Origin of the sequence: Falsiroseomonas sp. CW058, from assembly GCF_050563535.1 — a bacterium.
Lineage (GTDB): Bacteria > Pseudomonadota > Alphaproteobacteria > Acetobacterales > Acetobacteraceae > Falsiroseomonas.
In genome coordinates this window covers 224,464-237,462 of sequence record NZ_JBNXUO010000002.1, presented here as the reverse complement: position 1 = coordinate 237,462, position 12,999 = coordinate 224,464, and the positions used below count along the sequence as shown (strand labels likewise).

Sequence of the window (12,999 nt, the reverse complement as noted above, 5' to 3'; positions counted from 1 at the left end):
CATGTATGTCGCGACCAAGGGCGGCGAACGCGCGATCGGGGCGGCGCATGCCTGGCTGGACGCCGAGCGCCGCGGCGACCCGGCGGTGCCGGAACTGACGGCGGCCCAGGTGGAGCAGCAGCTCGGCCTCGCGGTGGACCGCGTGATGGCGGAGGGGTCGTGCCACGACCGCGGCCTCGCCGCGCTGGCGGTGAAGCAGGCGCGCGGCGACCTCATCGAGGCTGCCTTCCTGCTGCGCGCCTACCGCACCACCCTGCCCCGCTTCGGCGCGAGCGCGCCGGTGGATACCGGGGCGATGCTGATCCGCCGGCGCATCAGCGCCACCTACAAGGACCTGCCCGGCGGGCAGGTGCTCGGCCCCACCTTCGACTACACGCACCGGCTGCTGGACTTCCGCCTTGCCGCCGAGGGCCGCCCGCCGCCCCCCGCGCCCGAGGCGGAGCCCGACCCGGCGCCGAGCCCGCGCGTGACGGAGCTGCTGGCCGGCGACGGGCTGATGCAACGCGAGGCGCCTTCGGATGCGCCCCCCCCCGACCTCACGCGCGAACCCCTGGCCTTCCCCGCCGACCGGCCGACGCGCCTCCAGGCGCTGGCGCGCGGCGACGAGGGGTTCCTGCTCGGCCTCGGCTACTCGACCCAGCGCGGCTACGGCAACGCGCACCCCTTCGTGGGCGAGATCCGGGTGGGCGAGGCGACGGTGGAGTTCACGCCGCCCGAGCTCGGCTTCGCCATCGAGATCGGCGAGATCACCGTGACCGAATGCCAGATGGTGAACCAGTTCAAGGGCAGCCGGACCGAGCCGCCGCAGTTCACCCGCGGCTACGGCCTGGTCTTCGGCCATGGGGAGCGCAAGGCGATGTCGATGGCGCTGGTGGACCGCGCGCTGCGCGCCGAGGAGCTGGGCGAGGACGCGGCAGCACCGGCGCAGGCCCAGGAATTCGTGCTGTACCACTGCGACAACGTCGAGGCGACGGGCTTCGTCGAGCATCTGAAGCTGCCGCACTATGTCGACTTCCAGTCGGAGCTCGAGAATGTGCGCGCCATGCGCGCCGCGGCGGCCGGTCCGGGGGCGGAGACGCAGCCGCGGGCGGAGGCGGCGGAATGACCCCGGACCCCGGCTACAACTTCGCCTACCTGGACGAGAGCACGAAGCGGATGATCCGCCGCGCGATCCTGAAGGCGGTCGCCATCCCCGGCCACCAGATCCCCTTCGGCTCGCGCGAGATGCCGCTGCCCTATGGCTGGGGCACCGGGGGCATCCAGGTGACGGCCGCCATCCTCGGCCCGCGCGACGTGGTGAAGGTGATCGACCAGGGCGCCGACGACACCACCAACGCCGTCTCCATCCGCGCCTTCTTCCGCCGCACCGCCGGCGTCGCCACGACAGAGCGCACGGCCGAGGCGACCATCATCCAGACCCGCCACCGCATCCCCGAACGCCCGCTGACCGAGAACCAGGTCCTCGTCTACCAGGTGCCGATGCCGGAGCCGCTGTTCCGGCTGGAGCCGCGCGTGGCGGAGACGAAGCGGATGCACGCGCTGGCCGATTACGGGCTGATGCAGGTGCGCCTGTACGAGGACATCGCCCGCCACGGCCGCATCGCCACCAGCTACAACCACCCCGTCATGGTGGATGGCCGCTACCTCATGTCGCCCTCGCCCATCCCGGCCTTCGACAACCCGAAGATGGACCGCATGCCGGCGCTGCAGCTGTTCGGCGCGGGGCGGGAGAAGCGGATCTACGCCGTGCCGCCCTACACCGCCGTGCGCAGCCTGGACTTCGACGACCACCCCTTCCGGCCGATCCGCGCGCCGCATGCCTGCGCGCTCTGCGCCTCCCGCACGAGCTACCTCGACGAGGTGCTGACGGACGACCGCGGCGGGCGCATCTTCGTCTGCTCCGACACCGACTACTGCGCCGGGCGCCGCGCCGGGCCGGAGGCCGCGGCATGACCGCCCCCCTGCTCTCGGCGCGCGGCCTGGCGCTGCGCTTCGGCCGCGTCGCGGCACTCGATGGCGTCGCGCTCGACATCTGGCCGGGCGAGGTGGTGGCCATCGTCGGCGAATCCGGCAGCGGCAAGACCACGCTGCTGCGCGCCCTGTCCGGCCTGCTGCGGCCCGATGCGGGCGAGGTCGCCTATGACGGCCGCGACGTGCTGGCGATGGCGGAGGCGGAGCGTCGGCGGCTGATGCGCACCGACTGGGGCTTCGTCCACCAGAACCCGCGCGACGGGCTGCGCCTCGCGGTGTCCGCCGGCGGCAACATCGGCGAGAGGCTGATGGCCGTGGGCGCGCGCCACTACGGCGACATCCGCGCGCAGGCGACGGACTGGCTGCGGCGGGTCGAGATCGACCCGGCGCGGCTCGACGAATTGCCGCGCAACTTCTCGGGCGGGATGCAGCAGCGGCTGCAGATCGCCCGCACGCTGGTTACCGGACCGCGCTTGGTCTTCATGGACGAGCCGACCGGCGGGCTCGACGTCTCGGTCCAGGCGAGGCTGCTCGACCTCATCCGCGCGCTGGTCGCGGATCTCGGGCTGGCGGTGCTGATCGTGACGCATGACATCGCGGCGGCGCGGCTGCTGGCGCACCGGATGCTGGTGATGCGGGAGGGGCGCGTGGTGGAACAGGGCCTGACCGACCGCGTGCTGGACGACCCGCAGCACCCCTACACGCAGCTCCTCGTCTCCTCGGTGCTCGCGGCATGAGCTGGGCGCTGCGGGCCGAGGGGCTGGGCAAGGACTTCACCCTGCACCTCCAGGGCGGCGTCACACTGCCGGTGCTGCGCGGGCTCGACCTCTCCGTCGCGCCGGGCGAATGCGTCGCGCTGTCCGGCCCGTCCGGCGCGGGCAAGTCCACGCTGATGCGCTGCCTCTACGGCAACTACGGCGCCGGCGCGGGGCGCATCCTGCTGCGCCACCGTGGCGCCGTGGTGGACCTCGCCGCCGCCGATGCGCGGCTGGTGCGGGAGGTGCGGCGCGACACGCTCGGCCATGTCTCGCAGTTCCTGCGCGTCATCCCGCGCGTCCCCGCGGCCGAGATCGCGGCGGAGCCGCTGGTGCTGCGCGGGGTGCCGCGCGCCGAGGCGCTGCGCCGCGCGGGCGCGCTGCTCGCCCGGCTGAACCTGCCGGCGCGGCTGCACGGCCTGCCGCCGGCCACCTTCTCGGGCGGGGAACAGCAGCGGGTGAACCTTGCCCGCGGCTTCGCGGCCGAGTACCCCGTGCTGCTGCTGGACGAGCCGACGGCCAGCCTCGATGCCCGCAACCGCGAGGTGGTGATCGCCCTCGTCGCGGAGGCGAAGGCGCGGGGCGCCGCCGTCATCGGCATCTTCCACGATGCGGAGGTCCGCGACCGCGTGGCCGACCGCCTGTTCGACGTGTTGCCCTTCCAGGACGCCGCATGACCCCCGAGACCATCCTGACCAATGCCCTCCTCGTCCTGCCCGGGGAGGTGGTGGCGGGCACCGTCGTCCTTCGCGGCGCCGCCATCGCGGAGGTCCAGCCCGGCCGCAGCCACCTGCCGGGCGCCGAGGACCTGGGCGGCGACCACCTCATCCCCGGCATCGTGGACGTCCACACGGACAACCTCGAACGCCAGGTGCAGCCGCGCGCCACCGCGCGCTGGCCGTCGCGTTCCGCCATGCTCGCGCATGACACGCAGACGGCGGCGGCGGGCGTGACCACGGTGCTGGACGCGCTCTGCCTCGGCGATCTCGGCTTCGACGCGGGCCGCACCCAGACCTTCCTCGAAGGCGTCGCGGACCTGGATGTGCTGAGCCGCACGCATCTGCTGCGGAGCGAGCATTTCCTGCATCTCCGCTGCGAACTGCCGGCGGCGGACATGCCGGAACTGGTGGAGGGCGTGGCCGACCACCCGCTCGTGCGGATGGTCAGCCTGATGGACCACTCCCCCGGGGTCGGCCAGTACCGCGACATCCCGCGCTACCGCCTGATGCGCATGCGCCAGCACAACCAGACGGCGGAGCAGGTGGACCGCCGCATCGCGGAGCTGCTGGAACAGCGCGCCCGCCTGCGCGAGCCGCAGCGCCGCTGGCTGCTGGACCGCGTGGCGCACCGCAAGCTGCCGCTGGCCAGCCATGACGACGACACGCCGGAGGTGGTGCGCCGCAACGCCGCCGACGGCATCATGATCAGCGAATTCCCCGTCGCGCTCGACGCGGCGGAGGAGGCGAAGCGTCTGGGCGTCGGGGTGATCGCCGGGGCGCCGAACATCGTGCGCGGCGGCAGCCATTCCGGCAACGTCGCCGCGGCCGACCTGGTGCGGGCCGGCGCGGTGCAGGTACTGGCGAGCGACTACGTGCCGCCCGCCATGGTGGAAGCCGCGTGGCTGTCCGCCGGCACCGGCGACATCACCCTGCCGCAGGCGGTCGGGATGATCACCGACGGCGCGGCGCGGATGGTCGGCCTCGACGATCGCGGCCGGATCGAGGCGGGGCTGCGCGCCGACCTCGTGCAGGTTCATCCCTTCGAGGGGCATGCGGTGGTGCGGCGGGTCTGGCGCGCGGGGGAACGGGTGTCGTGACGCGCAGCACCTGCCACGGGCGGCGCCGCTGATGCGCGTCGCGCTCTACTGGGCCCCGCGGGTCGACGACCCGCTCCATGCACTCGGCTCCCGCTGGCTCGGCCGCGATGCGGAAACCGGGGCCACCCTGCCGCAGCCGGCCCTGCCCGGCCTCGACCTCGCCGCGATCACGGCCGATGCGCGCGGCTACGGGCTGCACGCCACGCTGAAGCCGCCCTTCCGCATCGCGACCTCCTGGGCGGCGATGCGGGCCGATGCGATGGCACTCGCGGCCCGCACCCGCCCCTTCGCGCTGCCGCCGCTGCGGCTGGCCGAGCATCACGGCTTCCTGGCGCTGCTGGAGTCGGAACGCTCGCCCGGCCTTCAGGCCTTCTGCGACGCTTGCGTCACCGCGCTCGACGCCCACCGCGTGCCGCCGACGGAGGAGGAGATCGCCCGACGCCGCCCCGACCGCCTGACGGACCGGCAGCGCGACCACCTGCGGCGCTGGGGCTACCAGTACGTCCTCGACGAGTGGTGGTTCCACGTCACGCTCACGCGGCGGCTGACGGAGGCGGAATGCGCAACGGTGCGGCCCGCGCTGGCCGCGCATCTGGGCGACACGCCCGCCCTGCCGCGCCGGGTGACGGAGCTGTGCCTGTTCACCCAGGCCGGTCCGGGCGCGCCTTTCCTGGTGGCCGAGCGCCTTCCGCTGCTCGGCTGAGCGCGGCGAGCACGCGACCCACCCCCTCCTCCACTCCCGCGTCGTTCACCACCGTCTCGACCTCGATTCCCGCGGGCAGCGCGGCCTCGCGCGAGAGGCGGCGGGCGACGTCCTCCGCCCCCTCGCGCCCCCGGGCGGCGAGCCGGGCGGCGAGCAGCGCGGCCGGCGCGGTCACCAGCAGCACGCGGGTCGGCCAGCGGGCGGCGGCTTCCGCCAGCACCGTGCGGGAGAGGTTGGCGATGACGACGCGGCCCTCGGCCAGCCGGTCCCCGACCTCACTCGGGATGCCGTAGAGCAGGCCATGCGCCTCCCACCACAGCGCGAAGGCGCCCGCGCCGCGTGCCGCCTCGAACTCCGGGCGGGTCATCGGGTGGTGGTCCTCGCCCCCGGCCTCGGCCGGGCGGGTGATGCAGCGCCGCGCGAAGACGAAGCGCGGGTCGCCTGCCAGGCGGCTGCGGGCCGCCGCCATCAGCGTGTCCTTCCCCGCCCCGGAAGGGCCGACCACAGGAACCAGCATCCCGCACCGCGATATTGACCGCGCGCCTTCTGCCTGCCCCTATCCGGCTTCTCAAGCGGACCAGCGGAAAAGACATCGGATGTTCACGACACGCCCCGAGATCGCCGGCACCTTCGGCGTGGTCGGCTCCACCCACTGGATCGCCAGCCAGGTCGCGATGGGCGTGCTGGAGCGCGGCGGCAACGCCTTCGACGCCGCGGCCGCCGCCGGCTTCACCCTGCAGGTGGCGGAGCCGCACCTGAACGGCCCGGGCGGCGACTGCCCCATCATCGTGCACGAGGCGAAGTCCGGCGCGCAGCACGTCATCTGCGGGCAGGGCGTGGCGCCCGCCGCGCTGACGGTGGCGCATGTGAAGGGCGAACTCGGGCTCGACCTCATCCCCGGCACGGGGCTGCTGCCGGCGATGGTGCCGGGCGCCTTCGATGCCTGGGCGCTGATGCTGCGGGACCACGGCACCTGGTCGCTGCGCGACGTGTTGTCCTATGCGATCGGCTATGCGCGGCGCGGCATCCACTACGTGCCCCGCGTCGTGGCCACGCTGAATTCCGTCCGCCCGCTGTTCGAGAGCGAGTGGCCGACCTCCGCCGCCGTCTGGCTGCGCAACGGCGGGCCGCAGCCGGGCGGGCTCTATGCCAACCCCGCCCTGGCCGACACCTGGGAAAGGCTGCTGCGCGAGGCCGAGGCCGCCGGCCGCGACCGCATCGCGCAGATCGACGCCGCGCGCGGCGCCTGGTACGGCGGCTTCGTCGCCGAGGCGATCGACCGCTTCTTCCGCGGGAACGAGGTGCTGGACGCCTCCGGCCGGCGCCATCGCGGCGTGCTGACCGGCGACGACATGGCGCGCTGGCGCGCGGGGGTGGAGGCGCCGCTGCGGCGCGACTACCGCGGCACCACGGTGCTGAAATGCGGCGTCTGGAGCCAGGGGCCGACGATGCTGCAGACGCTGGCCCTGCTGGAGGGCTTCGATGTCGCCGGCATGGACCCGCTGGGCGAACGCTTCGTCCACACGGTGGTGGAATGCCTGAAGCTCGCCTTCGCCGACCGCGAGGCCTATTACGGCGACCCGGATTTCGTCGACGTGCCCATCCACCACCTGCTGGGCGCCGAGTACAACGACGCCCGCCGCCGCCTGGTCGGGGAGGAGGCGTCAATGGAGCTGCGCCCCGGCAGCCTGCCCGGCATGCCGGCACCCTGGGTGGACCACGACGCGGCGTCCCGGATCGACTGGCTGACCCGCGCGGCGGGCGCGGGGGAGCCGACGGTCGCGCGACTCGGCGTCTCCGGCGCCGACACCTGCCACATCGACGTGATCGACTGCCAGGGCAACATGGTCTCCGCCACGCCGTCGGGCGGATGGCTGCAATCCTCGCCCACCATCCCCGAACTCGGCTTCTGCCTCGGCACGCGGGGGCAGATGTTCTGGCTCGACGAATCGCTGCCGAACGGGCTGAAGCCGGGCAAGCGGCCACGCACGACCCTGTCGCCGGGCATGGCGTTGAAGGACGGGCGGCCCTGGATGAGCTTCGGCACGCCAGGCGGCGAACAGCAGGACCAGTGGCAGCCCATCATGTATGCCCGCATGGTCGACCACGCGCTGAACATCCAGCAGGCGATCGACGCGCCGTCCTTCCACACCGAACACTGGCCGAGCAGCTTCTGGCCCCGCCATGCCCGCCCGGGCAAGGTGGTGATCGAGGGGCGCTACCCGACCGAGGTGGCGGACGCGCTGCGCGCGCGCGGCCACCAGGTGGATGTCGGCGGGGAATGGTCGGAGGGCCGCCTTTCGGCCGCGCGGCAGGAAGCGGACGGGCAGTTGTTCGCCGGCGCCAACCCGCGCGGGATGCAGGGCTACGCGGTCGGCCGGTGACGGCGGCGTGAATTGACCCGGCCCGCGCCGCCCTCCAACCCTCGCGCCATGGCGTGCCGGAGGCTGTTCGCCCTTTCCATTCTGGCCTGGGCGGCCGGCTGCGCCGCGCGCGTGCCCCCGCCACCGGCAATGTCGGCGGCAAGCTCGGCCGCGGCCGCGCCGCCCGTCACCCTTGGCGAGAGGGTGCGGAGGGAGGCGTGGCTCACCCGGTTCTGGGAACAGCTGACCCCGACCCAGCGCGGCCGCGTGCTCGCCCGGATGCGGCGCGCCGAACCGCCGCTCGCGACCCGCGAGGAGGAGGCCGCGCCGGTCTGGGATGGGCTCGGCCTGCCGGAGCGCAACGCGCTGCTGTTCGGCCCGCGGCCACCGCGGCGGCCGCGCGGCACCGCCCCGGCCGCGGATGCTGCCGGGGGGGCCGCGACGGCCGGCTGACGCGGCCTACCGCTTCGCCGCCTGCGCGCGCAGTTCCGCGATGGTGGCGCGGTTCGTCACCTGCTCGGGGTTGGTCCGCACCTCGATGATGGCGGGCTTGCCGCTGGCCTTCGCGCGCTGGAAGGCGGGCAACATCTCCTCGGTGCGCTCCACCACCTCGCCATGTCCGCCGAAGCTCTCGATGAAGCGGGCGAAGTCCGGGTTGGTCAGCGCCGTGCCGGAGACGCGGCCGGGATAGGTGCGCTCCTGGTACATGCGGATCGTGCCGTACATCCCGTTGTTGAAGACCAGGATGATCGGCGCGGCGCCGTGGTGGAAGGCGGTGGCGAGTTCCTGCCCGGTCATCAGCGCGCCGCCGTCGCCGACAAAGCAGACGACGGTGCGGTCCGGATGGGTGATGGCGGCGCCGATCGCGGCCGGCACGCCATAGCCCATCGCGCCGTTGGTGGGGCCGAGGAAGTCCTGGCCTTCCGCCACATGCATGAAGCGCGTCGGCCAGGTGGCGAAGTTGCCGGCATCGGTGGTGAAGATGGTGTCCGCCGGTAGTGCCTCCTCCAGCGCCTGCAGCGCGACGGCGAGGTTCAGCGGCCCTTCGTAGCTGCCCGCGACGGCCTGCTTCTCCCGCGCGGCGCGCAGCGCGGCGCGCCAGCCTGCCCAGCGCGGTGCGGCGATGCGCGGCGTGGCCGCCGCGGCGGCCGCGAAGGCGTTGAGGTCCGAGGTGATGCCGAGCGCGACACGGTGGACGCGCCCGATCTCCGCCTGGTCCTGGTGGACCTGCACGATGGGCTGCCGCCCCGCCAGGTCGAACAGCGTGTAGCCCTGGCTCACCGGCTCGCCGAGGCGGGTGCCGAAGGCGAGGATCAGGTCCGCTTCCCGCGCCTTCGCCACCAGCCCGGCATCGGCGCCCACGCCGAGGTCGCCCGCGTAATGCGGGCTGGTGCCGTCGAACAGGCCCTGGCGGCGGAAGGACACGGCGACGGGGATGTCGTTGCCCACCAGGAAGTCGCGGATGGCCGCCCTGCCCTCCGCCGTCCAGCCGCTGCCGCCGAGGATGGCGAGCGGCCGTTCGGCGCGGGCCAGCATCTCCATCATCCGCGGCAGCGCGGCCGGGGCGGGATGCGCGGGCAGCACCGGCGAGGGGCCGATGTCCGGCACGGCCACGACGTGCTTCTGCATCTCCTCGCTCAGCGCGACCACCACGGGCCCCGGCCGGCCGCTGGTCGCGACGTCGAAGGCGTGGGCCATCAGTTCCGGGATGCGCGCCGCGTCGTCGATCTGCGTCACCCATTTCGCGATGGGGGAGAAGAAGCGGCGGTAGTCCACTTCCTGGAAGGTCTCGCGGTCCGTCTCCGACACCGGGATCTGCCCGACGAGCAGCACGAGCGGCGTGCTGTCCTGCATCGCCACATGCACGCCGATGGCGGCATGGCAGGCGCCGGGCCCGCGGGTGACGACGGCGACGCCGGGGCGGCCGGTCAGCTTGCCCTGGGCCTCGGCCATGTGGACCGCCCCCGCCTCGAACCGGCAGGTGACGAGCTGGATGCGGTTGCGCTGGTTGTAGAGCCCGTCGAGCAGGTCGAGGTAGCTCTCGCCCGGCACGGCGAAGACATGGGTGGCGCCGTTCGCCACCAGCGCATCGGCGAGCAGCTGCCCGCCGGTCCTGCCCTCGATGCCTGCCGCATCCGCCATCGCGCAACCTCCGTGCCTTGCGGCGGGCAGGATTAGCGCGATGCGGGCGGGCCGGCTACTCGCCCCCGGTCATTCCGCGGGGGCGGGATGGCCGCCCGAGCCACCATGCGGCTTCGCCGTGCCCTTCTCCAGCTCCGCCAGCCGCGCCGCGACCGCGCCGATCGGCTTCGTGAAGGGTGCGAGCAGGAGGTAGAGCGCGGGCACGGCATAAAGCGTGAGGACCGTGGAGAAGGTGACGCCGCCGACGATGACGATGCCGAGCGCCTGCCGGCTTTCCGCCCCCGCGCCGGTGGCCATGGCAAGCGGGAGGGCGCCGAAGACGGTGGCGATGGAGGTCATCAGGATGGGCCGCAGCCGCACCACCGACGCTTCCAGGACCGCATCCCGCACCGACAGCCCGCGGTCGCGCAGCTGGTTGGCGAATTCGACGACGAGGATGCCGTTCTTCGCCATCAGGCCGATCAGCAGGATCATGCCGATCTGGCTGAACACGTTCAGCGTCTGCCCCGTCACCAGCAGCGCCAGCATCCCGCCCGTGACCGCAAGCGGGGTGGACAGCAGGATGATGAGCGGGTGGACGAAGCTTTCGAACTGCGCCGCCAGCACCAGGAACACCACCAGCAGCGCCAGCGCGAAGGTGACGTAGAGCGCGCCGGAGCTTTCCTTGAATTCCAGGCTCTGGCCGCGGTAGCTGATCCGCGCCTCGGGCGGCAGGACCTCGCGCGCCACGCCTTCCATGTAGGCCAGCGCCTGGCCCAGCGTGTAGCCGGGCGCAAGCGATGCGCTGATGGTGATGGCGCGCACCCGGTCCTCCCGCGCCAGGCTCTGCGGCCGGGCGCGTTCGGTCAGGGTGACGAGGTTCGACAGCGGCATCAGCGCGCCCTGGGTCGAGCCCGCCCCCGCGATGAGGCCGAGCTGCCCGCCCGCGCTGGTGCGGACGAAGATGTTCTGCAGGTCGTAGGGGGTCGCGCGGTCCGTCTCGCGCGCCTGGATGAGGATCTTGTACTCCTCCCCGCCCTCTACATAGGTGCCGACCTCGCGCGAGCCGAGCATCGTCTCGATCGTGCGGCCGACGGCCTGGATGGAGACGCCGAGCTCGGCGGCCTTGCGGCGGTCGATGTCGACGCGGATCTCGGGCTTGGTCTCGCGGAAGTTGCTGTCGAGGTTGACGAGCTGCGGGTTCTGCCGCGCGCGGTCCAGGAAGCGGTCGCGCCACTGCACCAGCGTTCCGTAGTCCGGCCCGCCGATCACGAACTGCACCGGCGGCTGGAAGCCGCGCTGGCCGAGCGAGGGCGGGTTGAGCGCGAAGGCGCGCACGCCGGGGATGGCGATGAGCTGCGGCATCAGCTCCGCCGCGATCTGCTGCTGCTTCCTCTCCCGCTGGTCCCAGGGAGCAAGGCGCATGAAGATGTTCGCCACGTTGCTCTGCGCCGGCCGTTGGAAGCCGCCGATGGTGGCGAACTGCGCCGCGATCTCGCCCCGCTCGACATAGGGCTGGAGGATGCGTTCCACCCGCTGCACCTGTTCGCGCGTGTAGGCGAAGGACGCGCCTTCCGGGCCGGTGGTCGGGATGATGATGCTGGCGCGGTCCTCGACGGGTGCGAATTCCTTCGGCAGCGCCTGGAACAGGAGCACCGCGAGCCCGGTGAGCAGCCCCACCCCCGCCAGGGTGATGATCGGCGCCGCCAGCGCCGCGGAAAGCGACTTCCGCAGCAGCCAGTTGAGCCCGAGGAAGAAGGGTTCCGTCACGCGGACCAGCAGGTTCTCGCTCTCGTGCCCCTTCAGCAGCTTGGAGCACATCATCGGCGTCAGCGTCAGCGCGACGAGGCCCGAGCACACGACCGAGGCCGCGAGCGCGAACCCGAACTCGGTGAAGAGCCGCCCCGTGTTGCCGCCCATGAAGGACAGCGGCACGAAGACCGCCACCAGCACCAGCGTGGTCGCGATGACGGCGAAGGCGATCTCCCGCGCGCCGCGGATGGAGGCGAGCAGCGGCTCCTCCCCCTCCTCGATCCGGCGGTGGATGTTCTCCAGCACCACGATGGCGTCGTCCACCACCAGCCCGATGGCGAGCACCAGGCCGAGCAGCGTCAGCACGTTCAGCGAGAAGCCGAGGGCCGCGAGCGCGATGAAGGACGCGACGATGGAGACCGGGATCGCGACCGCGGGGATGATTGTGGCGCGCCAGGACCGCAGGAAGAAGAAGATCACCACGACGACGAGCAGCAGCGCGATCATCAGCGCGTGCTCCACCTCGTAGATGGACTGGGCGATGAAGGTGCTCTCGTCGTAGCCGATCACCACGTCGACCCCGTCGGGGATCGAGCCGCGGATGCGCTCCACCTCGGCCTTCACGCCCTCGGCGACGGACAGGGTGTTGGCGGTGGACTGGCGCAGGATGCCGAGCCCGACGGCCGGGCGGCCGTTGATGCGGTACTCGCCGCGCGTGTCCTCCGGCGCGACCTCCACCTGCGCCACGTCGCCTAGCAGGACGTGGCCGCTGGCCGTGCGGGAGAGGACGACGCGCTGGAACTGCTCGGGGCGGCTGATGCGGGTGTCGGTGCGGACCGTCAGCTCCCGCGCGCTGCTCTCGATCCGGCCGCCGGGCAGCTCGATGTTCTCGCGCTTGATCGCATCCTCGACGTCCTGCACCGTCAGGCCGCGGGCGGCGAGGGCCTGACGGTCCAGCCAGATGCGCATGGCGGGCTTGCGCTCGCCCAGCACCAGCACCTGGGCCACGCCCTCGACGATCGCGAGGCGGTCGACGAAGCGGCGCCGGGCAAGCTCCGTCAGCTCCATGCCCGAGAGCTGGTCGGACACCAGCGCCGCCCAGAGGATCGGGCGCGCGTCGCCGTCCACCTTCTGCACCACCGGCGTGTCCGCCTGTTCCGGCATCCGGGCGAGGGAGCGCGCCACGCGGTCGCGCACGTCGTTCGCGGCGGCGTCCACGTTCCGGGTCAGGCGGAACTCGATCGTCACCTGGCTGCGCTCGTCGCGCGACTGCGAGGTGATGAACTTGATGCCCTCGATCCCGGCAACCGCGGCCTCGATGATCTCGGTGATCTGGGTGTCGACCACGGCGGCCGAGGCGCCGCGATAGGTGGTGGTGACGGAGACGACCGGCGGGTCGATGGCCGGGTATTCGCGGATCGGCAGCCGCATCAGCGACGCGACGCCGAGCACGATCAGCATCAGGCTGATGACGGTCGCGAAGACCGGCCGCTTGATGGAGACGTCCGAGAGCATCAT

Annotated in this window: 11 protein-coding genes; 8 read left to right on the top strand and 3 right to left on the bottom strand. The window is 72.9% G+C overall.

Annotated features, from left to right (window positions below; all coding sequences use genetic code 11):
* Position 1: 1 nt before the first annotated feature.
* From ACK8OX_RS02955 to ACK8OX_RS02930, 6 genes are read left to right on the top strand one after another with little or no spacing between them, the layout of a single operon-like run.
* Positions 2 to 1,105, top strand: a complete 1,104-nt coding sequence (locus ACK8OX_RS02955) for a carbon-phosphorus lyase complex subunit PhnI (RefSeq protein ID WP_430662429.1) — start codon at positions 2 to 4, stop codon at positions 1,103 to 1,105.
* Positions 1,102 to 1,953 (top strand): alpha-D-ribose 1-methylphosphonate 5-phosphate C-P-lyase PhnJ, encoded by an 852-nt coding sequence (locus ACK8OX_RS02950; protein WP_430662428.1) that lies wholly within the window; start codon positions 1,102 to 1,104, stop codon positions 1,951 to 1,953. Before ACK8OX_RS02955 ends, ACK8OX_RS02950 begins: the two co-directional genes overlap by 4 nt.
* On the top strand, positions 1,950 to 2,708 hold the full coding sequence (phnK, locus tag ACK8OX_RS02945; protein ID WP_430662427.1) for a phosphonate C-P lyase system protein PhnK: 759 nt from the start codon (positions 1,950 to 1,952) through the stop codon (positions 2,706 to 2,708). The genes ACK8OX_RS02950 and phnK overlap by 4 nt, the downstream gene beginning before the upstream one ends.
* Positions 2,705 to 3,403 carry a phosphonate C-P lyase system protein PhnL gene (phnL, locus tag ACK8OX_RS02940; RefSeq protein WP_430662426.1) on the top strand — a complete coding sequence of 233 codons (699 nt, stop codon included), beginning with the start codon at positions 2,705 to 2,707 and terminating at the stop codon, positions 3,401 to 3,403. The genes phnK and phnL overlap by 4 nt, the downstream gene beginning before the upstream one ends.
* Positions 3,400 to 4,542: an alpha-D-ribose 1-methylphosphonate 5-triphosphate diphosphatase gene (locus ACK8OX_RS02935; RefSeq protein ID WP_430662425.1), complete on the top strand. Its 1,143-nt coding sequence runs from the start codon at positions 3,400 to 3,402 to the stop codon at positions 4,540 to 4,542. The genes phnL and ACK8OX_RS02935 overlap by 4 nt, the downstream gene beginning before the upstream one ends.
* A 31-nt stretch (positions 4,543 to 4,573) precedes the next feature.
* Complete coding sequence (locus ACK8OX_RS02930) at positions 4,574 to 5,245, top strand: DUF1045 domain-containing protein (protein ID WP_430662424.1); 672 nt, start codon at positions 4,574 to 4,576, stop codon at positions 5,243 to 5,245.
* On the opposite strand, the gene phnN is transcribed toward ACK8OX_RS02930, so the two are convergent.
* On the bottom strand, positions 5,184 to 5,762 hold the full coding sequence (gene phnN / locus ACK8OX_RS02925) for a phosphonate metabolism protein/1,5-bisphosphokinase (PRPP-forming) PhnN (protein ID WP_430662423.1): 579 nt from the start codon (positions 5,760 to 5,762) through the stop codon (positions 5,184 to 5,186). The two genes, ACK8OX_RS02930 and phnN, sit on opposite strands and share 62 nt — an antisense overlap.
* 79 nt (positions 5,763 to 5,841) lie before the next feature.
* Between phnN and ACK8OX_RS02920 the strand changes: the two genes are divergently transcribed.
* Together ACK8OX_RS02920 and ACK8OX_RS02915 are read left to right on the top strand one after the other, a co-directional pair.
* The gene (locus tag ACK8OX_RS02920; protein ID WP_430662422.1) at positions 5,842 to 7,629 is read left to right on the top strand and encodes a gamma-glutamyltransferase family protein; all 1,788 of its coding nucleotides are present in this window, start codon (positions 5,842 to 5,844) and stop codon (positions 7,627 to 7,629) included.
* 48 nt (positions 7,630 to 7,677) lie between these two features.
* Positions 7,678 to 8,061 carry a hypothetical protein gene (locus ACK8OX_RS02915; RefSeq protein WP_430662421.1) on the top strand — a complete coding sequence of 128 codons (384 nt, stop codon included), beginning with the start codon at positions 7,678 to 7,680 and terminating at the stop codon, positions 8,059 to 8,061.
* 6 nt (positions 8,062 to 8,067) lie between these two features.
* On the opposite strand, the gene ACK8OX_RS02910 is transcribed toward ACK8OX_RS02915, so the two are convergent.
* Positions 8,068 to 9,750 (bottom strand): thiamine pyrophosphate-dependent enzyme, encoded by a 1,683-nt coding sequence (locus ACK8OX_RS02910; RefSeq protein WP_430662420.1) that lies wholly within the window; start codon positions 9,748 to 9,750, stop codon positions 8,068 to 8,070.
* Positions 9,751 to 9,819: 69 nt separating this feature from the next.
* Positions 9,820 to 12,999 (bottom strand): efflux RND transporter permease subunit, encoded by a 3,180-nt coding sequence (locus ACK8OX_RS02905; RefSeq protein WP_430662419.1) that lies wholly within the window; start codon positions 12,997 to 12,999, stop codon positions 9,820 to 9,822.

Coding starts and splice junctions, on each gene's coding strand:
- ACK8OX_RS02930 (WP_430662424.1), top strand. CDS start 4,574: ATGCGCGTCGCGCTCTACTGGGCCCCGCGGGTCGACGACCCGCTCCAT.
- phnL (WP_430662426.1), top strand. CDS start 2,705: ATGAGCTGGGCGCTGCGGGCCGAGGGGCTGGGCAAGGACTTCACCCTG.
- ACK8OX_RS02905 (WP_430662419.1), bottom strand. CDS start 12,999: ATGATGCTCTCGGACGTCTCCATCAAGCGGCCGGTCTTCGCGACCGTC.
- phnN (WP_430662423.1), bottom strand. CDS start 5,762: ATGCTGGTTCCTGTGGTCGGCCCTTCCGGGGCGGGGAAGGACACGCTG.
- ACK8OX_RS02935 (WP_430662425.1), top strand. CDS start 3,400: ATGACCCCCGAGACCATCCTGACCAATGCCCTCCTCGTCCTGCCCGGG.
- ACK8OX_RS02950 (WP_430662428.1), top strand. CDS start 1,102: ATGACCCCGGACCCCGGCTACAACTTCGCCTACCTGGACGAGAGCACG.
- phnK (WP_430662427.1), top strand. CDS start 1,950: ATGACCGCCCCCCTGCTCTCGGCGCGCGGCCTGGCGCTGCGCTTCGGC.
- ACK8OX_RS02910 (WP_430662420.1), bottom strand. CDS start 9,750: ATGGCGGATGCGGCAGGCATCGAGGGCAGGACCGGCGGGCAGCTGCTC.
- ACK8OX_RS02920 (WP_430662422.1), top strand. CDS start 5,842: ATGTTCACGACACGCCCCGAGATCGCCGGCACCTTCGGCGTGGTCGGC.
- ACK8OX_RS02915 (WP_430662421.1), top strand. CDS start 7,678: ATGGCGTGCCGGAGGCTGTTCGCCCTTTCCATTCTGGCCTGGGCGGCC.
- ACK8OX_RS02955 (WP_430662429.1), top strand. CDS start 2: ATGTATGTCGCGACCAAGGGCGGCGAACGCGCGATCGGGGCGGCGCAT.